26 protein-coding genes and 1 riboswitch are annotated in these 24,710 nt (G+C 42.1%); of the genes, 11 read left to right on the top strand and 15 right to left on the bottom strand.

Annotation, left to right across the window (positions count from 1 at the left end; translation table 11 throughout):
* Positions 1-77 precede the first annotated feature (77 nt).
* Complete coding sequence (gene fumC / locus ACIQXN_RS07305) at positions 78-1,460, bottom strand: class II fumarate hydratase (protein WP_402963942.1); 1,383 nt, start codon at positions 1,458-1,460, stop codon at positions 78-80.
* A gap of 286 nt (positions 1,461-1,746) precedes the next feature.
* A riboswitch (SAM riboswitch) is annotated at positions 1,747-1,861 on the top strand.
* Between the two features lie 84 nt (positions 1,862-1,945).
* Here fumC and ACIQXN_RS07300 point away from each other — a divergent pair.
* Genes ACIQXN_RS07300 through ACIQXN_RS07290 form a run of 3 tightly spaced genes read left to right on the top strand, consistent with a single transcriptional unit; the run spans position 1,946 to position 4,467 of the window.
* Positions 1,946-3,058: a methionine biosynthesis PLP-dependent protein gene (locus tag ACIQXN_RS07300; RefSeq protein ID WP_402963939.1), complete on the top strand. Its 1,113-nt coding sequence runs from the start codon at positions 1,946-1,948 to the stop codon at positions 3,056-3,058.
* On the top strand, positions 3,055-4,236 hold the full coding sequence (gene metC, locus ACIQXN_RS07295) for a cystathionine beta-lyase (RefSeq protein WP_402963936.1): 1,182 nt from the start codon (positions 3,055-3,057) through the stop codon (positions 4,234-4,236). Before ACIQXN_RS07300 ends, metC begins: the two co-directional genes overlap by 4 nt.
* Before the next feature lie 57 nt (positions 4,237-4,293).
* Positions 4,294-4,467, top strand: coding sequence for a hypothetical protein (locus ACIQXN_RS07290; protein WP_402963933.1), 174 nt, complete (start codon positions 4,294-4,296; stop codon positions 4,465-4,467).
* A gap of 355 nt (positions 4,468-4,822) precedes the next feature.
* Here the strand turns inward: ACIQXN_RS07290 and ACIQXN_RS07285 are convergent, their stop codons facing one another.
* The gene (locus ACIQXN_RS07285; protein WP_402963930.1) at positions 4,823-6,841 is read right to left on the bottom strand and encodes an ABC transporter ATP-binding protein; all 2,019 of its coding nucleotides are present in this window, start codon (positions 6,839-6,841) and stop codon (positions 4,823-4,825) included.
* The gene (locus ACIQXN_RS07280; protein WP_402963927.1) at positions 6,838-8,589 is read right to left on the bottom strand and encodes an ABC transporter ATP-binding protein; all 1,752 of its coding nucleotides are present in this window, start codon (positions 8,587-8,589) and stop codon (positions 6,838-6,840) included. Before ACIQXN_RS07280 ends, ACIQXN_RS07285 begins: the two co-directional genes overlap by 4 nt.
* A 520-nt stretch (positions 8,590-9,109) precedes the next feature.
* Here ACIQXN_RS07280 and ACIQXN_RS07275 point away from each other — a divergent pair.
* From ACIQXN_RS07275 to ACIQXN_RS07265, 3 genes are all read left to right on the top strand, one after another.
* On the top strand, positions 9,110-9,277 hold the full coding sequence (locus ACIQXN_RS07275; protein ID WP_402963924.1) for a hypothetical protein: 168 nt from the start codon (positions 9,110-9,112) through the stop codon (positions 9,275-9,277).
* A 109-nt stretch (positions 9,278-9,386) separates the two neighbouring features.
* Entirely contained in the window at positions 9,387-10,475 is a 1,089-nt protein-coding gene (locus tag ACIQXN_RS07270; RefSeq protein WP_402963921.1) for a DUF2515 family protein, read from the top strand.
* Between the two features lie 93 nt (positions 10,476-10,568).
* Positions 10,569-10,934 (top strand): hypothetical protein, encoded by a 366-nt coding sequence (locus tag ACIQXN_RS07265; RefSeq protein WP_402963918.1) that lies wholly within the window; start codon positions 10,569-10,571, stop codon positions 10,932-10,934.
* A gap of 183 nt (positions 10,935-11,117) precedes the next feature.
* Here ACIQXN_RS07265 and ACIQXN_RS07260 read toward each other — a convergent pair whose 3' ends face one another.
* Complete coding sequence (locus tag ACIQXN_RS07260; RefSeq protein WP_402963916.1) at positions 11,118-11,759, bottom strand: DUF3885 domain-containing protein; 642 nt, start codon at positions 11,757-11,759, stop codon at positions 11,118-11,120.
* A 355-nt stretch (positions 11,760-12,114) separates the two neighbouring features.
* Here ACIQXN_RS07260 and ACIQXN_RS07255 point away from each other — a divergent pair, with 355 nt between their 5' ends.
* Positions 12,115-14,232, top strand: coding sequence for a peptidoglycan D,D-transpeptidase FtsI family protein (locus ACIQXN_RS07255; protein ID WP_402963913.1), 2,118 nt, complete (start codon positions 12,115-12,117; stop codon positions 14,230-14,232).
* A 51-nt stretch (positions 14,233-14,283) separates the two neighbouring features.
* Here the strand turns inward: ACIQXN_RS07255 and ACIQXN_RS07250 are convergent, their stop codons facing one another.
* Complete coding sequence (locus ACIQXN_RS07250) at positions 14,284-14,748, bottom strand: CBS domain-containing protein (RefSeq protein ID WP_402963910.1); 465 nt, start codon at positions 14,746-14,748, stop codon at positions 14,284-14,286.
* Between the two features lie 234 nt (positions 14,749-14,982).
* Between ACIQXN_RS07250 and ACIQXN_RS07245 the strand changes: the two genes are divergently transcribed.
* A complete protein-coding gene (locus tag ACIQXN_RS07245) occupies positions 14,983-15,774 on the top strand; it encodes a TIGR00266 family protein (RefSeq protein ID WP_402963907.1) in 792 nt (263 codons plus the stop codon).
* Positions 15,775-15,820: 46 nt separating this feature from the next.
* Here the strand turns inward: ACIQXN_RS07245 and ACIQXN_RS07240 are convergent, their stop codons facing one another.
* Positions 15,821-16,216 carry a hypothetical protein gene (locus ACIQXN_RS07240; RefSeq protein ID WP_402963904.1) on the bottom strand — a complete coding sequence of 132 codons (396 nt, stop codon included), beginning with the start codon at positions 16,214-16,216 and terminating at the stop codon, positions 15,821-15,823.
* Between the two features lie 206 nt (positions 16,217-16,422).
* Between ACIQXN_RS07240 and ACIQXN_RS07235 the strand changes: the two genes are divergently transcribed.
* A complete protein-coding gene (locus tag ACIQXN_RS07235; protein ID WP_402963901.1) occupies positions 16,423-16,725 on the top strand; it encodes a phasin family protein in 303 nt (100 codons plus the stop codon).
* 15 nt (positions 16,726-16,740) lie between these two features.
* Positions 16,741-18,411 (top strand): ABC1 kinase family protein, encoded by a 1,671-nt coding sequence (locus tag ACIQXN_RS07230; RefSeq protein WP_402963898.1) that lies wholly within the window; start codon positions 16,741-16,743, stop codon positions 18,409-18,411.
* Positions 18,412-18,476: 65 nt separating this feature from the next.
* Here the strand turns inward: ACIQXN_RS07230 and ACIQXN_RS07225 are convergent, their stop codons facing one another.
* The 7 genes from ACIQXN_RS07225 to ACIQXN_RS07195 all read right to left on the bottom strand — a co-directional run bounded on the left by ACIQXN_RS07225 (position 18,477) and on the right by ACIQXN_RS07195 (position 22,135).
* Positions 18,477-19,415, bottom strand: a complete 939-nt coding sequence (locus ACIQXN_RS07225) for a catalase family peroxidase (protein WP_402963895.1) — start codon at positions 19,413-19,415, stop codon at positions 18,477-18,479.
* A 191-nt stretch (positions 19,416-19,606) separates the two neighbouring features.
* The gene (locus tag ACIQXN_RS07220; protein WP_402963892.1) at positions 19,607-20,149 is read right to left on the bottom strand and encodes a glutathione peroxidase; all 543 of its coding nucleotides are present in this window, start codon (positions 20,147-20,149) and stop codon (positions 19,607-19,609) included.
* Positions 20,150-20,251: 102 nt separating this feature from the next.
* The gene (locus ACIQXN_RS07215) at positions 20,252-20,566 is read right to left on the bottom strand and encodes a YbjQ family protein (RefSeq protein WP_402963889.1); all 315 of its coding nucleotides are present in this window, start codon (positions 20,564-20,566) and stop codon (positions 20,252-20,254) included.
* Positions 20,547-20,765, bottom strand: a complete 219-nt coding sequence (locus ACIQXN_RS07210) for a sigma-Y antisigma factor component (protein ID WP_402963886.1) — start codon at positions 20,763-20,765, stop codon at positions 20,547-20,549. Before ACIQXN_RS07210 ends, ACIQXN_RS07215 begins: the two co-directional genes overlap by 20 nt.
* The gene (locus ACIQXN_RS07205) at positions 20,758-21,102 is read right to left on the bottom strand and encodes a YxlC family protein (RefSeq protein ID WP_402963883.1); all 345 of its coding nucleotides are present in this window, start codon (positions 21,100-21,102) and stop codon (positions 20,758-20,760) included. Before ACIQXN_RS07205 ends, ACIQXN_RS07210 begins: the two co-directional genes overlap by 8 nt.
* On the bottom strand, positions 21,059-21,619 hold the full coding sequence (gene sigY, locus ACIQXN_RS07200) for an RNA polymerase sigma factor SigY (RefSeq protein WP_402963880.1): 561 nt from the start codon (positions 21,617-21,619) through the stop codon (positions 21,059-21,061). The genes ACIQXN_RS07205 and sigY overlap by 44 nt, the downstream gene beginning before the upstream one ends.
* 87 nt (positions 21,620-21,706) lie before the next feature.
* Positions 21,707-22,135: an Lrp/AsnC family transcriptional regulator gene (locus ACIQXN_RS07195; RefSeq protein ID WP_402963877.1), complete on the bottom strand. Its 429-nt coding sequence runs from the start codon at positions 22,133-22,135 to the stop codon at positions 21,707-21,709.
* A gap of 118 nt (positions 22,136-22,253) precedes the next feature.
* On the opposite strand from ACIQXN_RS07195, the gene ACIQXN_RS07190 reads away from it, so the two are divergent.
* On the top strand, positions 22,254-22,652 hold the full coding sequence (locus tag ACIQXN_RS07190; protein ID WP_402963874.1) for a carboxymuconolactone decarboxylase family protein: 399 nt from the start codon (positions 22,254-22,256) through the stop codon (positions 22,650-22,652).
* Between the two features lie 106 nt (positions 22,653-22,758).
* Here the strand turns inward: ACIQXN_RS07190 and ACIQXN_RS07185 are convergent, their stop codons facing one another.
* Together ACIQXN_RS07185 and ACIQXN_RS07180 are read right to left on the bottom strand one after the other, a co-directional pair.
* Positions 22,759-23,262 (bottom strand): kinase, encoded by a 504-nt coding sequence (locus ACIQXN_RS07185; protein WP_402963871.1) that lies wholly within the window; start codon positions 23,260-23,262, stop codon positions 22,759-22,761.
* Positions 23,263-23,338: 76 nt separating this feature from the next.
* Positions 23,339-24,616, bottom strand: coding sequence for an MFS transporter (locus tag ACIQXN_RS07180; RefSeq protein ID WP_402963868.1), 1,278 nt, complete (start codon positions 24,614-24,616; stop codon positions 23,339-23,341).
* Between the last annotated feature and the right edge of the window lie 94 nt (positions 24,617-24,710).

Genomic DNA, 24,710 nt, shown 5'->3' with positions numbered 1-24,710 from the left:
ATTCTAAGTATTGGTATATTCTTTCATTTTAACACATTAAAACGCCCTTCCACATGCAAGGAAGGGCGAAAAATCTCTTATTTATTGACCATGTTAGCAGGATCCACCCATGCTTTGAATTCATCTTCCGTCAAGAATTCAAGTTTCAACGCCGCTTCTTTTAAAGTGGAGTTGTCGTTGAATGCAGTTTTTGCGATTTTAGCCGCTTTTTCATAGCCGATATGCGGGTTCAATGCTGTTACGAGCATAAGAGAACGCTCCACATTTTCTTTGATTTGAACTTCATTCGCCGTAATTCCCACTGCACAGTGATCGTTGAAGGAATGAATACCATCCGTCAATAATTTCACCGTTTGCAGGAAGTTGTAAATGATGACCGGTTTGAAAACGTTCAACTCGAAGTTTCCTTGGCTTGCTGCAAAACCGATTGTTGCATCGTTGCCGACAACTTGTGTAGCGATCATTGTTATGGCTTCACATTGTGTCGGGTTCACTTTCCCTGGCATGATGGAGCTACCTGGCTCGTTTTCAGGGATGGCGATCTCACCGATTCCGCTTCTTGGGCCACTCGCTAGCCATCTAACATCATTGGCAATCTTCATTAAATCAGCAGCCAACGCTTTAAGAGCACCATGTGCATAAACAATTTCGTTATGGCTTGTTAAAGCATGGAATTTATTATCCGATGTGACAAATGAATGCCCTGTATCGGCTGCAATTTGTTTAGCCGAAAGTGCCGGGAATTCTTTTTTCGTATTGATTCCAGTCCCTACAGCCGTACCACCCAATGCCAAGTTCAATAATTTTTGGCTGCTCTCTTCGATCATCTCCAAATCTTTATCAAGCATAGCTCTCCAACCGGAAATTTCTTGACCTAGAGTTAGTGGTGTCGCATCTTGAAGATGGGTACGGCCAATTTTCACAACATCCCAGAATTCTTTTTCCTTGGCTGCGAATGTATCACGTAGCACTTTAATCGCCGGTACTAATTTTTCAGCCACTTCCATGTAAGCTGCGATATGCATGGCTGTTGGGAATGTATCATTAGAGCTTTGTGCTTTGTTCACATCATCATTCGGGTGAAGCATTTCAGTTTCACCGTTTTCTTTCAACCATTCGTTCCCTTTGTTAGCGACCACTTCATTCACGTTCATATTACTTTGCGTACCGCTCCCGGTTTGCCAGACCACTAGTGGGAAATGTTCATCAAGCGTACCTTCAAGAATTTCACCACAAATCTTCACGATGGCATCCTTTTTCACTTCGGAAAGATCGCCCAATTCAAAGTTTACTTTAGCTGCCGCTTGTTTTACGTAAGCAAACGCATGAACTAATTCAATCGGCATTTTTTCATAACCAATCTTGAAGTTGTTACGGCTTCTTTCTGTTTGTGCACCCCAATACTTATCGGCAGGAACTTTCACTTCACCCATCGTATCTCGTTCGATTCTGTATTCCATGTCTTCTCCCCCTATGTTCGCACTATCCATTAAGAAACGGTTATGTATATGCAATGAATAATGACTTTTTATATGAATCCCCTCTATATTGTACAAATTTTATTATTTTAAAGCAAAAAAAACAGAACAAATCCGACCTTTTTCTTCAGAAAAATCACTTTAATCAGAATCCCTCCCTCTAATTCTAGATAAAAATCATTCATCTTCTATTTCCTGCAACGATAATGAATGCCCTTGACATAATTTTATATATATAGTAAATTCAAAAGAAATTGAATAATCTAAACTCTTATCGAGAGAGGTAGAGGGAATGGCCCTATGACACCTCAGCAACCTTCATTTGTTTCCAGCCAATGAAAAGGTGCTAATTCCACAAGTTTGTGTAACTTGGAAGATAAGAAGAATGACTCTATCCTACTTATTCAAGTCTTCTTCTTAAAGAAGACTTTTTTTATTTTATTTAAATAAAAGGAGACGTGAAAATTATGTACAAAACAGAAACCTATCTTGCTCAGCTTGGGAACCGCAGTGAAACGGCTACGGGAACGGTCAATCCACCCGTTTACTTCTCGACGGCTTTCCGCCATGAGGGAATTGGTCAATCAACAGGTTTTGATTACACGCGAACAGGAAACCCGACACGTCAGCTTTTGGAGCAATCGATCGCCAAACTTGAACATGGCGATCAAGGATATGCATGTAGCTCGGGAATGGCTGCCATTGCGACCATCCTTTCCTTATTTAAATCAGGGGATGCGTGGATCAGTAGCGAAGATTTATACGGCGGTACATATCGTTTATTAGAGCATGGCTTTAAAAAATGGGGGCTACAATGCGAATATGTCAATACATGTTGCATAGAGGATATCGAAAAAGCGATCACCTCTCAAACAAAGGCCATCTTCATTGAAACTCCCACAAATCCTCTTATGCAACAAACAGACATCGCCGCTGTTTCCGCTCTTGCCAAACAATACAATTTACTTTTGATTGTTGACAACACTTTCTACACACCGATTATCCAACAGCCCCTCTTGCTTGGTGCCGACATCGTGATTCACAGCGCAACAAAATATCTTGGCGGCCATAATGATGTGTTGGCCGGTTTGATTGTGGCAAAAGGTGCTGAATTATGTGAGTCCCTTGCCTTCCACCATAATGGAATGGGCGCAGTATTGAGTCCGTTTGATTCCTGGCTGTTGATGCGCGGGATGAAAACCTTGGCACTAAGAATGGAGCGTCACGAAAAGAATGCCAAGATCATGGTCGATTATTTAATGGAACATGAATGTGTAACGGATGTTCTCTATCCAGGTCGTGGCGGCATGATTTCATTCCGGGTCAATGATGAGGCAGTGGTCAACCCATTTCTACAGTCCCTTTCATTGATTTCATTTGCCGAGAGCCTTGGAGGCGTCGAAAGCTTCATCACGTATCCGGCGACACAGACACATGCCGATATGCCTCTTGAAGTCAGAACGGCAAATGGAGTCTGCAATCGACTCCTTCGATTCTCTGTCGGCATCGAGGACAGCGGAGATTTAATCGAAGACCTGCAGCAGGCATTTTCTCAAGTAAAAAAGGAGGCAATACGATGACAAATCAAGAATTCAGTTTTGAAACCAAATTACTACACAACCAACATAAATTCGATCCAACGACAGGCGGGGTGAGTGTTCCGATCCAACATGCTTCCACGTTTCATCAAACGGACATTGATCAATTCGGCAAATACGATTACAGCCGGAGCGGGAACCCGACGCGAGAAGCACTGGAAGACATCATTGCGGAACTGGAAGAAGGCACGCGCGGATTTGCTTTTTCATCCGGGATGGCTGCCATTTCAACGGCTTTCCTCCTGCTCTCTGCCGGTGACCATATCGTCATCTCTGAAGATGTATACGGGGGCACATTCCGAATGGTAACAACCGTGCTGACCCGTTTCAACATCGAGCATACCTTCGTGGATATGACGGATCTTGAGAGTGTAAAAGCAGCCATCCAGCCAAATACGCGAGCACTCTATATCGAAACGCCTTCCAATCCTTTACTTAAGGTGACCGACATTAAAGCCGTATGTGATATCGCCAAAAGCATAGGTGCTTGGAGCTTTGTTGACAATACGTTCTTGACGCCCGCCCTGCAAAAACCGCTAAACCTCGGTGCAGATGTGGTCCTGCACAGTGCGACGAAATTTTTGTCTGGACATAGTGATGTCGTAGCAGGTCTTGCCGTCGTAAAGGATCCGGAACTCGCCGATAGACTTGGGTCCCTCCAAAACTCTTTCGGAGCGGTGCTTGGCGTCCAGGATGCCTGGCTTGTGATGAGAGGCCTGAAAACCTTATCAGTTCGGATGGAACACTCCCAAAAAGGGGCCGAGAAGATTGCGGAATACTTAAAACAGCATCAGTTAGTGTCAAAGGTCTATTATCCAGGTCTTGCCGACCATCCACAACACAGCATCCAGGAAAATCAAGCAACTGGTGCGGGGGCTGTTTTATCATTCGAATTGGAAAGCGAAGAAACCTTCCGCTCGTTCGTGAACCATGTCGAGCTTCCCGTTTTTGCCGTAAGCCTTGGGGCAGTCGAATCGATTTTATCTTACCCGGCCAAAATGTCCCATGCGGCCATGCCTGTTGCTGAAAGGGAAAAACGTGGCATTACGAACAGCTTGTTGCGCCTGTCCGTCGGTCTGGAAAATCCGGATGATTTGATCAAGGACTTTGATTTAGCCCTAAAGAAAAGTGCAGAAAGACAGACTGTTACTACAAAATAGGAGAACGGGTCTAGGAAATTTTCATCATGGTTACATATGAGGATAGGAGAAAAAGGGATGCATATTCGTCAAACAAATGATTTTGAATTAGTTGCCAAATTGAATAAAACCGTTCACGATTTACATGCAAATTTATACCCTGAGTATTTTAAAGCATACAATGATGAGGAAATAAAAGCTTGCTTTCGAAAAATCATCGTTAAAGAAACCTTAAGTGTTGCGAGTGGTTGATTTCCGCTTCAGTTGCTCGCTTTCCGCGGGGTGGGCGGTGAGCCTCCTCGGCGTAAACGCCTGTGGGGTCTCACCTGTCCCACTGATCCCGCAGGAGTCTCGCACTTCCGCTCCAGTCAACCATATGAAGTTTTTCAATATTCCTTGTGAAAAATAACAGTCTATTAGAACAAAGCCTTTTATATAAGGACTTAGTGACTTCGTTATCGACCCAATAATCCAATTCAATCTTGTTCATGCCCTTGCTTTCGCAATTTCCCCTCTAACAATAGGAACATATCCCATATACATGAAAAGAGGCAGAAACGTTCTTCATGCAACGTTTCTGCCTCTCACTATTTAAAATTTAAAATGGCTATCCAGCCATCCCCTTATGAGTTCCTGCCTGGAGTTCATACATTTGATAGTATTTCCCTTTTTGTTCCATTAGTTCTTCATGTGTCCCCTGCTCCACAATCCGTCCTTTATCCAATACGAGGATCTGGTCGGCGTTCTTGATCGTCGACAGTCGGTGCGCGATGATGAATGTCGTCCTTCCTTTTTTCAACACCTCCATGCCTTTTTGGATAATGGATTCCGTTTCTGTATCGATGCTTGCCGTTGCTTCGTCCAGTATCAAAATCGCCGGATCGAATGCCAGGGCGCGAGCGAAGGAAATGAGCTGCCGCTGTCCTGAAGACAATGTCCCCCCTTTTTCAATCACAGGTTCATCAAGCCCTAATGGCAAATGCTGCAATACTTTATCCCCGCCAACATCCTTTAATGCTTTTTCTATAGTAGCCCTGGTGATTCTTTCTTGGCCGAGGCTGATATTCGTTGCAATCGTGCCTGTGAATAAATAAGGGTCCTGAAGGACAATCCCCATGTGTTCCCTTAAGGTTTGATGGGGGATATCCAATATATCCATGCCATCAATCTTGATGGATCCCTCATTGGTATCATAGAAACGGAACAGCAGATTCATGATGGAGCTTTTCCCTGAACCAGTATGACCCACCAATGCGACCGTTTCTCCCGGACTAGCGGAAAATGATATATCCTTTAAAACATATTCATTATCCTTATAGCCAAACGAAACATTTTCGAATACTACATTTCCTTTATATCTAGAGATGTTTCGATCACTGACTTGAACCCCAGGTTCTTCCAACAAGCTAAAAGCCCTTTCCCCCGCAACTAGGGCCTGTTCCAGGTTGGCGAACTGATTGACAATTCCATGTAGTGGATGGAGCAGGCGACTGATTAAATCGACGATCGCATACATCATCCCAAGCGAAACGGCAGAAGTTGCCGTGAGCGACATGCCACCAAAATACCAAACGAATAGGATGAGTGCGACACCCTTGATGACACCGACCAAGTTTCCGCCCGTCAAGGAGTTTAAATGTAGCATCTTGTTTTGATAAGAAAAATGATCTCGATTCAATGCTTCAAATGACTGCTTCGTCTCCTTTTCACGACTGAACGCTTGAATGATATTCATCCCAGAAATCGATTCATTAATCATTCCGTTAATATCACTGATACGCTCCCGAATGATATGGTTATATTTCGAGGCGAATTTCCGATACACCTTCGTCCAGACTATGATGATGGGAATGAGCACTAGGCCCATGAGACCAGCACGTGCATCCAAAATATACAAAGCGATGAGAACGCCGATGATATTGATTGTGCTCGAAAAGAAGTTGGCTAGAACGGTTACATATAGTTCTCGAATGGCCTCAGTATCATTCGTGACTCTTGCGACTACCTTACCCGCAGGCATATTATCAAAAAAGCGGATGGGTAAACGGGAAATATGAGTGAAAATATCATTCCTCATCCGCTGGATAATCCGATTGGCCGCTTTTTGTAAGTAAAAGCTCTGTCCGTATTGAAAAATGGAAGAAATAAGGACTAAACCGAAATAAAAGGCGACGAGTCCCAATATCCGAGGAATCTCCGGTTGATAAAACCTCATTAATTCCTGACTCGATAAGAGTTCAACCGCAGACCTTTGTTCTTTTCCATTTTTTTTAATTATTAATGTATTTCCTTCTAAGCTGCGGCGACCATCCATGGGGACAGCTTTATCGACGAATACGAATTGGCTGCCCACTTGCAGTACCCGGACTTCCCGTCCTTTCTCCTCCCCTTTTGAAAAATAGGTATCTCTTTTGTACCAGCGAGTTTCGTACTCAACGGCATCTTGCCCCTTTTTAGTTTCATGCCAAGCTGATTCAATACCGATTATATGGGAATCGATGATTTTTTTAGCGACGAATGGACCCGTTAAATCTGCGGCTACGGAAAGGGCCAGCATAATCAGGGCCCCGATGATTAATTTTTTATATAGAGAGGCATATTGATAGAGTTTATTTACGACCTTCATGCCCCCACCTCCGTTCCTTCGTCAATCTGCTGCCGCTCATATTGCTCCTTATACCAACCACCTTGCTGCAACAAACTGACATGTGTTCCCTCTTCTATAATCGAACCACTGTCGAGCACGATGATATGATCCGCATGTTGGACGGCCGATAAACGGTGGGTCGTGATGATCGTCGTTTTCCCCGCTCGTTCATTTTGGATGTTGTTGATGATCGTCGTTTCGGTTTTCGCGTCCACGGCTGAGAGAGAATCATCTAAAATCAGGATTTCCGGGTTTTTAATGAGGGCTCTAGCGATTGAAATTCGTTGCTTTTGACCCCCAGAAAGAGCGACCCCCTTTTCGCCGACCAGCGTTTCAAGCTGATGGGGTAGTGTCGTAACATCCTTCTCAAAATCCGCAAGCCGGATCGCTTCCACGAGTTCTTCTTCCGTAGCATCCAGTTTTCCAAAGAGGATATTATCCTTCACAGACTGTGAAAATAAAAAGTGGTCTTGTGGGACATATCCGATTTTACCGCGGATATCCGCTAGTTCAAGCTGTTCTATCGGTATCCCCGCAAACAAGACTTCCCCGCTTCCTAGAGGGTATTCCCGCAGCAGCTGCTTCACGAACGTCGTTTTTCCACTCCCTGTCTTACCGACGATCCCTAAAGTGCGACCTTGTTCCAATTGCACGGATATATCGGAGAGATTCACCACTTTTGAAGAAGGATACGTAAAGCTGACTTGGTTGAACTGAATATCCTCCGGATTGAGTATTGCCTCTGGTTTCAATGGGTCTGTCACATCGGCTTCATATGAAAGGGTATCTTGAACACGATCCAATGAGGCATTCCCCCTTTGCATGACATTGATTAATTCACCGACGGCGATCATCGGCCAAATCAGCATGCCTAGATATACATTGAATGACACAAGGCCTCCAAGCGTGATGGCTTGTTGAAATACAAGGTATGCCCCGTAACCCAGGCCGATTAAATAACTAATGCCGATAATGACGGTGATCGTCGGATCGAAAAGGGCATCGATTTTGGCCACTTCAAGATTTTTACGGTAGACATTCTCCGTCATCTCATCGAATCGCTTCTCATCTTCCCTTTCCTGAACGTAAGCCCGTATGACGCGCACGCCGGAAATGGACTCCAAGACTTTATCATTCAGGTCACCAAAAGCTGATTGCGCTTCCGTAAATCGCTTATAAATTTTCTTCACATATATTTGCATCATGAGGGCCATGATCGGCAGTGGCAGTATAGCCGCGATGGTCAGTTGCCAACTGACTGTCATACCCATCATAATGACGACCATGAACGTGAAAACGACCGAGTCGACCAGTGTCAATATCCCGAAACCAGCCGTTTGCGAGATGGCTTTTAAATCATTGGTTGCCCTTGCCATCAAATCCCCGGTGCGGTTTTTCTCGTAAAAAGTGGGTGCCATTTTCAGTATATGCCCCATGAACCCGGACCTGATTTTTCGTTCGACCAAATTTCCACCGCCAAACAAAAGGTAACTCCATAAGTATCCAAATAAATAGCTTGCACACATAAGAACAAGCAAATAGATAACATATTGCAGTAAAGCTTCTTGGGTCATGCTGCCATTGTTCATATCATCGATGGCATTCCCTACAATCCTTGGCGGAATGACTTCCATTGCATTCACTAAACATAAAAAAATAATTGCCCAGGTATAGCGCTGCCACTGCTCCTTGAAGAACCAGCCCAGCTTCTTGAATATCGCAAACATGCATTCATCCTCCTTACGTAGTCACCTAAGAGTCACTAGCCACTATTGGGATCTCCCGGTTGAAGTAAACATAGCCCTGTCATTTGTCTCATCTGACATTCCTCCTATCAACATTTTTATATGGAAAGGATGCTTGGCACACCCTGGTCCCCTAAACAAAAAAAGCTCCGCATGATTAAGCGGAAGCTTTTTAATATACGTCAGAAAACGCATGAAAAAGCAGGCCGCGAATATTCCACAACCTGCGCGAGTTAAACCTAAAGAAACTTATAAGCCTAATGCTTATAAAGACCATGCTTCAGGGCAGGCTGACATATGAAGATATACGATTATAGCTGGTTTTTGCCTATCGAATGTAGTCATGACGCCCACCTCCTTTTAGATAGTAACTTTGGAAATATTTAACTTGTTTTTAAAGAGTACTACGGGTGTATATTTTTGTCAATTGTGACTTTTCTAGATTATTGTTGAATAATCCTTTATCCTATAGAAATGACGCAACCTTAAGGAGGTTCTTTTCATGAATTGGCAAAGCTATATCCTACTAGCCGTTCCGTTTTTATTGTCGGCGATCTTCATCGCATTTGTCGTTCCGCCAAAATACAGTCCATTAGCTTTCATTCCTGTGGCGCTTTTCTGGATTGTCTATTATATTATTTTATACCGCAATAAGAAGAAAAATCATTGATTTAGATGAGGGCACTGCAGGAGCAACGCCCCTTTCTTGACTGCTCTGCATATACTAACCGAAAAACATCCGTGGTGATTGTATGTTCTCGCAATATGTGCAGAAGCTGTTGGGTAAACCTCCACTCAAGATTAAACCAGTCTTAGAGCCAGCGAAATTTGATACATTAAAATCCAAGTTATTGACTGAGCTTAAAGAGCCTACTAATGAATCCATCGTTTTCTTTCCCGATGAAACGTCTCTTATGAAAAGGGTCCGAGCGGAGACTACGGCCTTGAACCGGAATAATTTGACAAGGACCCAGGCTTACCTTTCCTATTACCGGCGCAACCCCGAAGTGCATTGGTCCTTTTTGGCTCATATGGTTTCCAGGAACGGAGGCTACCATATGACTGACTTGACCAGTTCTTCCATGACCCATTTACTTACCGGCGAGGATCGGCAAAAATTTTTCCTTTTCCTCGAACGGGCAAATTCAGCCATCTTTGCAGATGTCTTTCCACAGCTTCTTTTATATGAAACAGCCAAGCAAAAAAAAATTCCCTTAAGGAAATTTTTGCAATCCTTTCATATTTCCAACTTCATGGCCCCAATATGGGAATCCTTTTTGAATGAGCCCCACTCTCGGCTTTTGACCACCGCCTTGATTATCAATGAACAAAGAATGCTTGAGGAACGTGTATTGAAGCGCTCCAGTCATGGTGACATCCTTAGAAGGCTCGATTTCCGGCTACAGGAACTGTTAGGCTTTACGACTGTGCTCTTCCCTTATGCGCATCAGAAAAAACTTTATTCGTTGACCGGCCTGACCGTTTCGCGATTTGGCGATCCGTTTCAACGAATCGAGACGGGAAAATTCCTATATCAGCTTCTCTATCAACACCCTGTGACTTTAAAAGGTGTTGAACAATTCGCAAACACCACTCCTCATACCGGTTCTCGGGAAGATTATTGGGATGACGTCTACACCTCTAAAACCATATCCGGTGACAAAGCGAAAGTCTACAGCCCAACGCTCCCTACCGCCTGGCCTGATCGTCCCGTTTTCCCTTTACCCCAAACGGACTGGTTTACGAAAGAAACCTTCATCTATGATTTACAAACCTTGCCGAGCGTTAAAAGAACGGACCTGACAAGTAAAGTGTTCGAAAATGTCCAGCAGCTAAAAACCATCAATGAACTGAAATCTTTCATTTGATACATGCTTCATCTTGAATGCATGCCTCCCATCTTGAATACCCACTCCTTCATTTGGCAACAATGGGTACAAAAAAAGAATGGGTGAAACAAAATGAGAGGCATTGTACTGATGAATCCACATTACGCCATAGGAGACTTACATCCGAGCGAAAGCTTCGCCATCCAAAAAATCGTGACAACCAAGTTTATAGAAGAAAATAATATTTCCCCGGTTATACTGAATCCCTATCAACTCTATCCGTATTACACCATTCCACATGTGCTTCTCTTTAACCTGCAGAATAAACAAGTGAAACGGATCGATTGTCTAATCCTCCATTCCATTGAGGCAATGGAACGTTTTATAGCGATCTATCCCGAAAAGTGGCTCGAACTTTGTAGGTATTTCACTGAAATAATCAGTGTGACCGACCGTACACCCTATACTCTTACATCGCGAGAGAAAGAAGGCCATTAAACATTGTGCTTAGATAGCCAAGGAAGGTCATCATGCATGGCGTAGTAAAAACTAAAGATAGGATAAAGGCAAAGGTTGATTTAAAAATCCATATAAAAAATGAGCTCAAAATGTATATCTAAGCTCATTTTACTTGAATGTCCCTTTTTTCTAAGCAATCATTTATTAAACAAGGATTAATTTTCATTTAAACACTTTATCGATTACGTCCTTGTCGTAATCTAATATCCAATCATTGTATGTATTGTAAATGTCCCGTATAGAGTCAGGTGAGGTAGCAAGCAAATCACAGCCTCTATCATCATAAACGTGAAAAATGGTTCTCCTTTTGATATTTAAAAAATAAATCCTTTGATAAATACTTGGTTGGATACCTAAATCCTGATTACATACTGCTTTTAACAATGGAATGTATCTCATATCTGATACTTTGCATTGTAGTGTAAATCTATTTGTCTTATATTTACCCTCTTCATCCTCTTCAGGGAAAATATAAGGCATTTCTGTATGCTTTAATTTATATAACAGTGTTTTTTCGTAGATATATTTAGCAAAGATCTTCGTTTTGTGTTTATAGGTTTTTCCATCTCCAAAATCATCCACATCTACGACAACAATAACGTCCTCCTCTTGTGAATGCAATGATTCAAACAACGTGACAGCCCTCTTGTATGCCCCTCGTGTATAAGGATCGTTTTTAAAATGATTTCCAACTTCCCATTCTATCCCTAACTCGAAGCGTATGCCGACTTCCCAGTTATAAAACAAAGCTGGTCTAAGATTTAAGTTAGGAAAATTTTCATTCATATAATCATTTAAAAGCATACTTCCACATCAATTCTTTTCTTTCATTATATCAAAATATCAGCCCTTACCTTCAACACAGCTAAAACTAAAGATAAATAGAACAGGTTCACCGCTGCGATTTCACCATTTACTCAGTTCGGTTGGTGCCATGCTTGTTCCATCCAATAAAGGAATGAAGTACGCCAAATCCGCTAACTGGTCCACCATTTTTTCCTGCACAATCTCTCGCCTTCTTTTATGCAATTTATATATCTTAATCAATTTTTTTCTATTTAAGAGAATATTAAGGAATAATGATAGAAAAATAAGACAGTTTTATATATCATTAGATTTAGGAATTTTTTTACTTTTAATATAGAAAGGAATGAATTAAATGAAGAAAGAAAAGAAGAAAAAAAATCCAATTCCTTTCCGACTGAACTTTATGTTCTTTTTAATATTCGTTTTATTTTCCGCCTTGGTTATCAGGCTTGGTATCGTGCAAATCGTCTATGGAGATGATTATTTACGTGAAGTGGATCGGACGGAAAATGATGTTGTCAATACACCCGTTCCCCGTGGCAAAATGTACGACCGCTACTTGAACCCGGTTGTTGATAATGATCCGCTTAATGCGATTACCTATACGAAATACCCAAACACGAAGACTGCCGAGATGGTCAAAACGGCCGAAACCCTCGCCACTTTGATAACAAAGGATACAAAGAAAATCACGGAACGCGACAGGAAAGATTTCTGGATCATAAAAAATCCAAAAAAGGCAGAGGCTTTGATCACGAAAGCTGACAGAAAGAAAGTAGAAGAAAAGAAATTGGAAGAAAAAGATTTGTATAAACTTCAACTAGACCGGATTACTGAAGAAAACATCAATGAATTCACTAAGGATGAATTGGAAGTTCTAGCAATTTTCCGAGAGTTTAATAGCGGCTATGCACTTACGCCGGCCATTGTTAAGAATAAAGGAGTGACAAAGAAAGAGTTTGCTAGGGTCAGTGAGCATTTATCCGATTTGCCTGGGGTCGATGTTACGACAGATTGGGATAGATCCTATAAATATGGAGACACATTGAGGTCAGTACTCGGGAAAGTTTCCTCCTCTGAAGAAGGCCTTCCTAGCGAAAATCTCGACTATTACCTATCACGGGACTATACCCGGAATGACCGAGTCGGAAAAAGCTACATTGAAAAGCAATATGAAGATGTCCTCCAAGGAAAAAAGGCAAAAGTGGAAAACATTCTGAGTAAAGGCGAAGTGGTTGAGACTGTGCCTGTAACCGAGGGGGAAAGCGGAAAAGATTTAGTATTGACCATCGATATGGAGCTTCAGGAAACTGTAGACAAGATTATTAAAACAGAATTACAGAGAACGAAAGCGAAAGGAAACACCTACTTATTAGATCGTGCCTTCGTCGTATTAATGGATCCCAATACTGGTGAAGTCCTGACGATGGCAGGAAAACAATACGGGCGTAATAGTAAAACCGGAGCCACCGAGATCAATGATTTTTCGCTTGGAACGATCACCACATCTTATACGATTGGTTCCTCTGTAAAAGGGGCGACGGTTTACTCAGGTTTTCAAACGGGTGTCATCTCTCCTGGAACAACCCTTTATGACCAACCGCTTTACCTAGCTGGAGCCAAACCAAAAAAATCATACAGCAACTTAGGGTACGTATCCGATGTAACAGCATTAAAAAAATCATCGAATGTTTATATGTTCTTGACGGCAATCAAGATTGGTGGCGGACATTATAGTCCACATCAAAGATTGGGACTTGAGAGTGGGGTCTTCACCAAACTTAGAAATCATTATGCGCAATTTGGGTTAGGGGTCCGTACGGGCATTGACCTTCCCAATGAATCTGCCGGTTTCAAAGGGGTGGATACTTCAAAAGACGGGTTGCTACTCGATTTATCGATTGGGCAGTATGATACCTATACAGCGATGCAATTAGCACAATACGTATCGACCATTGCAAATGGTGGAAAAAGATTAGAGCCCCATGTCGTTAAGGAAATCAGGGACCCCTCTGATAAACACGGGACATTGGGACCTGTGTTCCAATCCGTGGATCCGAAAGTATTAAACGATTTGGACGGGGAAGATATTTGGATTCAACGCATTCAAGAAGGTTTCAGACAGGTTGCACAGGAACCTGGCGGGACAGCCTATAGTGCTTTTGCCGGTAAGTCATACCACCCAGCGGCGAAAACAGGTACGGCTCAGGCCTTTTATGATGGACCGCGAAGAAAAGAATATAGCGAACCTGTACCGACTATCAATCTCACACTCGTAGGTTACGCTCCACACGATAAACCGGAAGTGGCCTTTTCAGTCATAACTCCATGGGTTTACCAAGGTTCCGCTGCCGATGATATTAACAAACGGATTGGGGAAGCCGTCATGGATGCCTATTTCAAACTGAAAGAGAAGAGATTAAAAGGGGATACGGATGAAGACAAGGCTGTAGACTCCAATCCCGAGTGAACAAAATTGGCCTGCTCAGGTTATGAGCAGGCCATTCATTTATCAATAGTATTATAGCTTTTGGACGAATTCTTTATAAAGAGCCCGTAGTGCATCTCCCCTGCTGATTATGCCAACCACTTTATCATTTTCATCCACAACCGGTATTTTCTTGAAGTGATGTTTTGAGATGACCTTTATCAAATCCGCTAACGGATCTTCCGGAGATAACTTCGTGATTTTCTTATTCTTGATGATTTGCGAGACTTTGTCATTCATTTTAGATGCGACTTTTTCATCCAGCTCTTCACCAGGTAAAATCGTGACATATGTGAAATATCCCTTAATGGATTCTTCTGCCGGCGTTAAATAACGTAATATATCTCCATCCGATACCATCCCTAGAAGCTTATCCTGTTCATCGACTACAGGAACCCCTCCAACTTTATTTTCGATAAAGAGTCCCATGATTTCCTTCAATGTGAAATTCGGGCGTGCAACATATACCTCTTTGATCATGAAGTCCTTGACTAACATTCGACCACCCCTTCTGATAAGTTGCTATTCCATATCTAGCTTTCCATCTAATTCTATCATTAAAAAACCATGTTATTTAAACATTCTTTGTCAATTTTTCTACTTTCTTTCTTTCACGCGTTTAATAGAATCGTAAGCAATCACCCTTATCCGCAAAACAAATATGGAATAATATTGGCAGATTGAGTGAATATCTTTTACAATAAAAATAAGATGGGATTGGAGGAATAGAAGATGAATAATCATGAAATAGATTACAAGTTACACGGTGACGACATGCAGTTTGTCGAAGTCGAATTGGACCCCAAGGAAACGGTGATTGCCGAAGCTGGTAGTCTAATGATGATGGAAGACCAAATCAAAATGGAAACCATCTTTGGAGATGGATCATCGAGCAGTGATGGCGGAATGATGGGAAAACTTTTTGGTGCCGGAAAAAGGCTACTGACCGGAGAGAGCTTATTCATGACCACTTTTACAAATGAAAGTCATGAAAAAAGACATGTTTCCTTTGCATCCCCTTATCCAGGAAAGATCATCCCCTTGGACTTGAGCGAGCTTGGTGGAAAAATCATTTGCCAAAAGGACGCTTTTTTAGCAGCAGCAAAAGGCGTATCGGTAGGAATCGAGTTTCAGAGGAAAATTGGGACGGGCTTTTTTGGCGGTGAAGGGTTCATCATGCAGAAACTCGAAGGAGATGGAATGACTTTCGTCCATGCAGGCGGTACGATCCATAAAAAGGAATTGGCTGCAGGTGAGGTTCTACGTGTGGATACGGGCTGTCTTGTCGCCATGACGAGCGGCGTGGATTATAATATCGAGTTCGTTAAAGGCGTGAAAACGGCGCTATTTGGTGGAGAAGGTCTATTTTTTGCGACACTAAAGGGTCCTGGAACCGTCTGGGTCCAATCCCTTCCATTCAGCCGTCTAGCCAGCCGTGTGTTTGCTGCCATGCCGCAAAATGGCGGGTCATCAGATGAAGGAAGCATAGCAAAAGGATTGTTCAGCTTATTTAACGATAAATAATAACTATAATCTGTGGCCAACAGGTTTTGTGGCCACAGATCATCTTTTAGAAAAGGGTGGAACCGATATGCAGCTTGTTAAATGGTCTTACATGAGGCGATATAATATCAAAGCGATTTTTGACCAATACCCCAACTCCCCCGTCATTTTTCGTAAGATAAGAGATTACTATTTCATTTATACCATTCAATGGACACCTGCCGATGACACCGTCGGCAAGTACGAACTGGAAAAAATGGAGCTGCTGCTTAACCGGGAGCTCGGAACCGAATGGCAATACCTCTACCGTAAAAGATAAGCGTTTCCCTCGTATCGTATTTTTATCATCGCCTGTCACAATTAGATTGAACTTCGTACCGAAACCATTTTCCAAGACCGTAAAATAGTGACTGGCCCGGGAGACAGCTTCAAACCTGTCCAGATATTTTTCAAAACTATTCATCTCTCCTCTTCAACCAAACTGGGCTTAATGAAAGAATCAAATGCATATGTTCACCCCCTCACCATGTAGATACTTTTCTTCATTTCATTGCGAAGATAAACCCATAATATTTTAGTAGTGTTCATGAATCATGTATGATGGAAGAATCAACATGGTTTACTCTGGATTTTAAGGTGTGAAAAACTTTATATTGGAGGAATGTAAACATGGACTTATTTAAAAATATACTTTCGTTAGGTATAGGTGCTGCTTCTGCAACGAAGGAACAGATTGAAAAAACTGTGGATACACTTGTCAAAAAAGGGGATATCAGCAAGGAAGAATCAAAGGACCTCATTAAACAATGGATCGAAAAAGGCGAACAAGCCCAAAAGCAAATCGACGATTCCGTCAAAATTAAAGTCAACCAAGCCTTGAACAACCTAAATCTGGCCACGAAAGAAGAAGTTCAAGCATTAGAGCGTCGGATAGCCGCTTTAGAACAAAAAAACCAATCCATACAACCTTGATCTGGGGGAAATTGAATGTTTGGCAAGCGATTGAAACACGCACAACGGTACCAGGAAATCACGAATGCCTTTTTGAAAAACGGCTTAGGTTATTTCATTTATCGATTGGGTTTATCCGATAGTAAATCCGCTTCAAAAGCCGCACCCGATGAAAACCTGAACCTGCGGTCGATCGGGGAACGTCTGCATAAGATCTTGCAAAGTCTAGGTCCCACTTTCATCAAACTTGGTCAGATTGCCAGTACTAGACGTGATATTGTCCCTGAAGAAATTGTCCGCGAATTAGAGAAGCTACAGGATCAGGTCACACCCTTTCCTTTTGAAAAAGCACGCCAGATAGTTGAAGCTGAATTGGGTGATTCCTTGGAAAATCTTTTTCTTGAATTTCAAGAAGTCCCACTTGCAACTGCTTCGATTGGACAGGTTCATGTCGCCCGGCTTCACTCACAGGAAGTGGTGGCCATCAAAGTCCAACGACCCGATATTCTGAAAAATGTGGAAACGGATTTGGAGATCCTTGATGACTTGGCTAGGCTCATGGAAGCCAGAATACCTTGGGCAAGGCGCTATCAGATCAGAAAAATGATCGATGAATTCGCTAAATCCCTTAAAGCTGAACTCGATTATAATGCCGAGGGACGGAATGGGGAAAGGATAGCGAATCATTTCATCGACAATCAAGGTATCAAGATACCGAAGATCCACTGGGAGTTTTCAACCAGCAAGGTCCTGACGATGGACTTTATAAAAGGCATCAAGATCAATCATTATAAACAGCTTGATGAAGAAGGTTACGACCGTAGAATAATCGCGGAACGGTTAGCAAATTCCATGCTTCAGCAGATTTTGATTGATGGGTTTTATCACGGTGATCCTCATCCTGGCAATATCGTCATTTTACCGAGGAATGTCGTTTCCTTGATGGATTTCGGAATGGTCGGCCGTCTGGAGGAAGAGATGAAGTACCAATTCGCCTCCCTTGTCATCAATTTAAAACGCGGAAGTACCAATGGATTGATCAATACCCTTTCCAATATGGGGCTTCTCACGGATGAAACGGATATGACTTCATTACGATATGATATTGATGAATTGCGGAATAAATATTATGACATTCCCTTAAGCCAGATTAGCTTAGGTGGAGCCGTCAATGATCTGTTTGGCGTGGCCAATGAACACAAGATCATGATTCCACCCGAATTCACGATGCTTGGGAAGGCTTTGCTTACCATGGAAGCCATTGTCGAGGAATTGGACCCGAACTTCAGTATCATGAAAGCCGCAGAACCTTTTGGTGAAAGGTTATTGAAAGAACGTTTCCACCCTAAGAACCTTGCTAAAAAAACATGGAATCAATTTATCGAATCCGCCGAAGCACTTTCCGAACTTCCCAAAGATGTAAGGGAAGTATCCGACATCATCAAAAAAGGAAAACTGAGGTTAGACATCAACATACCCGAACTCCAGGTTTTCTTACATAAGCTCGATCAAATCTCGAATCGGTTGTCTTTCAGCATTATCCTGCTTGCCTTCAGCATTATAATGGTTGGCCTCATTGTCGGTTCTGCGATTGCCGGACAAGCGAACATACTTTGGAACATACCGGCCATCGAGATTGGATTTGTCGTGGCAGCCCTCATGTTCCTACTCATGCTCTATACCATCTTTAGGTCAGGAAGGATGTAGCTTCAACAGAAAAAAAGAGAAAATTCTTTTCCAAGGCATTTTCTCTTTTTTTCATGTATATTCACTCATTGGTTATGGATGCGGCGTTCGTAAGACACTGCATAGGCACTATGGCGGAAATTCAGGATGGCATCTTCCGAGCATTCAATTCCAGCTGTCACATTCGTTGGATCAAACATCATCGTCTCTTGAGGAGATTCCAATTTATCCGTAATGGATAACTGCCCAACGGTAATGACCTGACTATCTTCCGGCCACACCACCGTAGGATCATCAGTTGGGGCATTGTCCTTGCCTATTTGAATGTTCAAGTTAAAAACGATTGGTCCTTGTTTCAGCCTCTCTTCCATATCTTCGGTCAGAAAATCAGCCGGAAGGTGAGCCAACTCACCTTTTTCCAGCATGCTTAAACCTGCTTCTGGTTCCCATTGGTATTTGATTGCCTGTCGCTCCCCTCTATCATTAACGAAATAATAGGCGTGTATGGAAAAATATCGTGCAGTTGAAAAGCTGGCGGGAGAACGCATTTCTTTTATCATCTGGAGGCCTGCTTTGCTTTCAGGGTATTTCATCGCGATCTTTGCCAGTTCTTTCAAATTTGGAAACCCATCTTTAGCTGATTTGACAAACTCTAGTATCTCAACAAACGCTTCTGGTTTTTTTGCAAAGAACAAAGGAATCGTAACCGTGATTAAATCTGTCTCCTCCCCATCAGGCAAATGAAACTTGATAGCCATGCCCTTCACGGGAGACTGGGCATCCGTATGATTGGGATTCGGGGAGCTGTTAGAGAATCGGACGGTGACAGGAACCGCCTGATTCTGTAGATGTGGTGCACTCGTTAAAATAGCAGCATCTCCATTAGGGGTAAAAACACCCTTATAGTAAATTCCCTTCGCATGTGCTCGACGCTTGCCCGGAAAAGTGCCCACGACTTTTTCAATGGCATCAACCGCCTGACCAGCCAATTCCGGTTTTACGCTTTCATTTTCCTTCATGCTCATCACCTCATCTTTTCATTTTACTTATCTTACCAATACCCCTTATGCGGTTCGTCTATTCCATATAAAACACAAGATAGCACATCGTCATTCTCTTTATTTCCAAATGAAAATATTTTTAACAGAAAAAATAAACAAAAACGCCTGAAAAACCCAAGCGTTTTGGTATACCTATTGTATTGATTGAAGGTTGTTTATAGTAGGTTTTCAATATCACTTTCCATATCAAATGGGGCTTCCACCGTTTCATAACGCTTCACGACATTTCCTTCACGGTCAATAAGAAACTTCGTGAAATTCCACTTGATCGAATCATCGATCAAAAATTCTGGATGCTCCGCTTGCAATTTTGCATGCAGCATTCTTCCGCCCGGTTTATCAACAAGTCCTGTAAAAGGTGCTTCACTTGTTAAATAATTGAATAATGGATGCGCATTTTTTCCCCTGACATCCACTTTGCTGAATAGCGGAAAATTCACTCCGTAATTCAACTGACAAAACGTTGCCACTTCTTGATTTTGACCGGGTTCCTGTTCTCCGAATTGATTGCATGGAAAACCAAGAATATTCAGTCCTTTATCTTTATAACGGTCATAAAGCTTTTGCAGATCTTCATATTGCGGTGCAAATCCACATTTACTTGCTGTATTGACGACGATAAGTACCTCACCTTTATATTGCTCTAAAGAAACTTTCTGTCCATTTATTCGGTCTGCTGAAAATTCATAAATACCCACTCGCTATTCCTCCTCTTATATCTATCTAGGATTATACGATAGCGATAAAGACAACGAAAGAAATAAGCTCAAATACCTACAACTAAAGACCCAAAATTATTTCTATTCTACATATACCGCTGTTCCATAAGCGATGATTTCGCAAGCATTCTGCATGATTGCCGAAGTTTCCAGGCGCATCGCGACAATCGCATTCGCTCCTTTTTCCTTCGCTTCATCCACCATCCTGCCGATCGCTTTCTGTCTGGCTTCCTGCATCATTTCCGTATACTCAGAGATTTCTCCGCCAACGATCGTCCGGAAACCTGCCATGATATCTTTCCCGATATGCTTCGATTGGACCGAATTCCCTTTAACTAACCCCTTTAGTTCCTTGATATCTTTTCCAGGCACTTCATTAGTAGTCACGATAATCATATAGCTCATCCTCTTCCTTTTTTCTTATTTTCTTAACGATCAAATAAAAGATTAGCGGCACGGGTGCTTGAATCAAACCTAGAATTCCCCACAACCAATGATTGAAGCTATTCTTCCTTGCATCGGTGAATAAAAAAATGCTTTGTGCCAGCAAAACCACTCCGCACACAATCAACGTATAAATTTCCATATTACTCATGGCTGCTCTCCACCTTCCTTTTCACATAAAACGTATAGGAACCGATGAAAATAACGCTCAACACTTGGACTGTTAGAAATACTTCCGGCTGATGGAATAAGGAAAGAAATAGGAAGCTGAGAATGAAAGCAGCTGTTCCGATAAACGCCAGCAGCTCTTTCCACCATTCTTTTCTGGCTTTTTTATGCTGTAGTTTAATTCTATGCTCAAAAAAAGATACTTGAGGAACTTCAATTGAAATCATATCATCGAAATCTTTCAAGCTCTTCTTTATTTGACTAACCGTCTCTTGATCACCCTTGGCTAAGCGGTTTCGTAAATCCTGATTCTTCGTCAATCGAGCTCAACTCCTTTCTAACCTTTTTTATTCCTGTATGGACACGTGACTTCACGGTTCCTTCTGGCATCTTCATGATTTTCGCGATTTCTTCGTAAGAAAACCCGTAATAATGCTTCAATATGATCGGAATCCGCAAATCATCCTCCAAATGGCCCAATGCTTCCATCACATCGTCCCATGCTTGGTTGTTGGCTTGTGTCTCCCATTTTAGCTTCCTGACAGCTTGCTCTTGCTTTAACCAGGACAGTTCCCTTTTCTGTTTCCTTTTCTGGTCCAAGTACACCCGGGTCGAAATGGAAATCAGCCAGGTTGAAAACTTGGATGTCCCTTTAAACCTTGAAAGATTCTCAATTGCCTTTGAAAAGGTTTCCTGGGCCACATCTTCTGCGTTTTGCAGATTAAAAGTCAATTTAAGCAAATATTTTAGCAGAAAAGGATAGGAGGTTTGAAATAATTCGGCTAACGCCTGATCATCTCCCCTTTTTGCAGCTTTAACCAGCTCCATCTCTTCCATCTAATCACCCGCTCCCTGATCCGTACCTTTTATACTTATAAGACGTTTAAGGAAATGAATTTGTTCACCAGGATGTAAAAATAGTTTTCATTCCGGGATTATTTCTACTTCTGAAAGGATGACATGCGTTACGGTTGCAGCATAAGGGATGGTTTGATTAATGAATTCTTCCACTTTTTGAAGGCTTTCACAGCGGATTTTAAGCATAAAACATGCACGTCCGGCGACCCGATAGCAAAAGTCGACATGCGATTGCGCAACGATAAACCTTTTGAACCGGTCATATTCCCCATTCTTCACTGTCGCTTCCACAATACATTCAATGGGAAATCCGATTTTCTTATAATCAATTTCAGTGCCATAGCCTTTAATGATGCCAAAGGACTCCATTTGCCGGACACGCTCTGTAACGGCTGGGGCAGACATCTCCACCTTCTTGGCCAGTTCCCGCATGGAGAGCCTGCTATCGTTGGTCAATTCGGCTAAAATGCTACGGTCTTTATCGTCTATTTTCATTTGAATATAATTCTCCCCTTTATCTATCTACTTATTAATTTATTGTTTAGTTTTCTTTTCATATGTAATTAAATTTCCTATCTTACTATATTATGATTATCTCAAAGGGGAGATGTTTATGCCAAGAATTATTAGTTCGGAACTCGGATCAAGTCCATTTCAGCAATTGTTTCATAATGAAGTGATTTCTCATAAATGGAGTGACCTCTCAGAAGCCCTTTCTTCTGAAGGGGTGCTTACGAAGGAATTAAAGGAAAATGTCAGAAGGGTCCTAGCATATGGAAATGGCTGTACGTACTGCCAGACGAAGGGCCGCCCTTCAAAACCGGAGAATCTAAAAGAAAGTTACGCCATCGCCTTTGCAGAAGTATTTCTAATACAACGTGAGAAAACCGAAGAAACGACCTTTTTAGTATTAAAGGAAGCATTCAGCGATGAAGAAATATCAGAATTAATAGCCTTCATATGTTTCACTACCGCCCAACAATACTTCGGGGCCATGATGGGGTTGAAATAGAGTCTGTATTCCCCATCTCTAAAAATATATAAAAAGCAGAGGAATTCACGTAGGAACTTCCTCTGCTTTTTTATTGAAGAGCATATGTAAAACACAGTCTTGCCAATCAATTTGAAGCATGTAGCTGGTCTAAAATTAGTTTCACTATATCGTTCCGTGACATATCATCAGTCAAATTCCTCTCTCTATCCACGCCAAGACAATCATTCGGCTTCCACCAAGCACGTAAAGACTCTTCTCCAAAATCCATCTTTTTTGAACGAGAGTTGTGACGTTTGACTGTTTCTTCAAAGGATAAATCAAAATAGTAAGTATAGACCTTTTCATTATAGAACTGAATTAAATGATGGAGCATGTCATCATAGAGATTTTTATGTAAGATGCCTTCCAAGATGACATATTCACATTTGCCTTTGCCGTATTCTGTGATTTGCCGTATCAAATCAATGGAAAGGTTCCCTTCTCTATCGTGAACCATTAACATGTCACGGCGAACGGTATCCTGAGAAACCAATAGGGTTCCTTTTCCCAACTGAAGTTGAAGGCTTTTTGCAATCGTTGTTTTACCACTGCCAGAGTTCCCTCGTATGATTATTAGCTTCGATTCCATAGTCTCCCCCTAATTAAATCCCAGGAGTAAAGCGCAACATTTTCTCCGGTTTAAATTGATTTGTTCCGTTTTTTACTTATTTACTTGCTTGCATCATCACATCAGCTTCTGGTGCTTTTTCATGGATGAATTTCGGTATGATGGTCATATATAGGAAACCTACAAAGAGCAGGGACCCGCCAACTACCCAATATAATGTTTCTACTGAAATATAGGCGGGGAATCCAAGTGCAATCAAGAATAAGGTGATCGATTGTGACAACATCACCAAGGGATTGATCCATCCTTGGACCCTGCCCATCATTTCGGGAGCAACGAGGCTTGGAAGCCACCCTCCAAGGGATACATTAAGTATGGGAAGCGATAGAGCAACGATGGCTAAACCAATCATATATTGCAGGGTCGTTTCGACAAGCCCGGCAGCAACCGTGCCCACACCCGATATCAGCAAGCCAACGACCATCATATGATGAAGCTTCATTTTTTTGGCCAGCATAGACGCTAAGATGCTTCCCAGCAATATCCCTACCCCAAAAATGACCCCTAAGATGACCGAATACTTTTCATAATCAACAGGTTCAAGTTTGTACTTCAAGATGAAAACCTGCATCACGGAAAACCCACCATTTACAATGCCAAATACCAGAAACCCGCTGATTAGCGTAAACAATAATTTATACTGCCATATATATTGCCAGCCAATTTTAAAATCTGCCCAAACACCTGTTACACTCAGTTCCTTCAAATGGTAAACTCCATTCGGCTGTCTGATTTCTTGTGTAATCCGACAGGAACGAATCAAGAAGCCGCTGATTATAAACCCGATCACATCGAAGATAATTGCTCCCTCGATGCCGACTGACCAATAGATGAAAATGCCGATTCCGTTTCCGAAAAGCATGAACAAACTCGAAACCATCTGATTTAGACCCGCCGCCATCGTATAATCCTCTTTAAGCAAAATGCCTTGAATCAACGCTGCCTCTGCTGGCACAAAGAAATTCCTGACGGCACTTCTCAGAAAAATGATGGCAAACGAGACCATGAGGAGCTCTTGCTCTAACGAGAGAAGAAATAAAACCGACAAGCCTGCGCAGATCCAATCACAATACAATGCTACCTTTTGCCGGTCCAATCTGTCAGCAAAAACACCAACAAGTAAGAAAACAGCGAGTGTTGGTAAAGAATACATTAATTCCGTAATCGTTGCATACATCGGCTGATTGGTGAAGCGGTCTAATAGGTAAAACATGAATGCCGTCATGCCGATGGTCCCGCCCATTTGCGATGTTACGTTCGCTAAAAATAATTTCGTATAATTCCTATTTTTAAAAAGTTTTATAATCTCGTCCAATCCCCTTTATTAGACTTTTTAGTTAATTTTACCTAAAAAGTATAATTCTCGAAAGTAAAAACGACGATTTATTTACAGATGTCTTTCACAAACG

The organism is Peribacillus sp. NPDC097295 (genome assembly GCF_044761665.1).
In the GTDB taxonomy this organism is placed as follows: Bacteria; Bacillota; Bacilli; order Bacillales; family DSM-1321; genus Peribacillus.
Note: the sequence above shows the minus strand (reverse complement) of the source record. Positions and strands in the feature narration are given on the sequence as shown.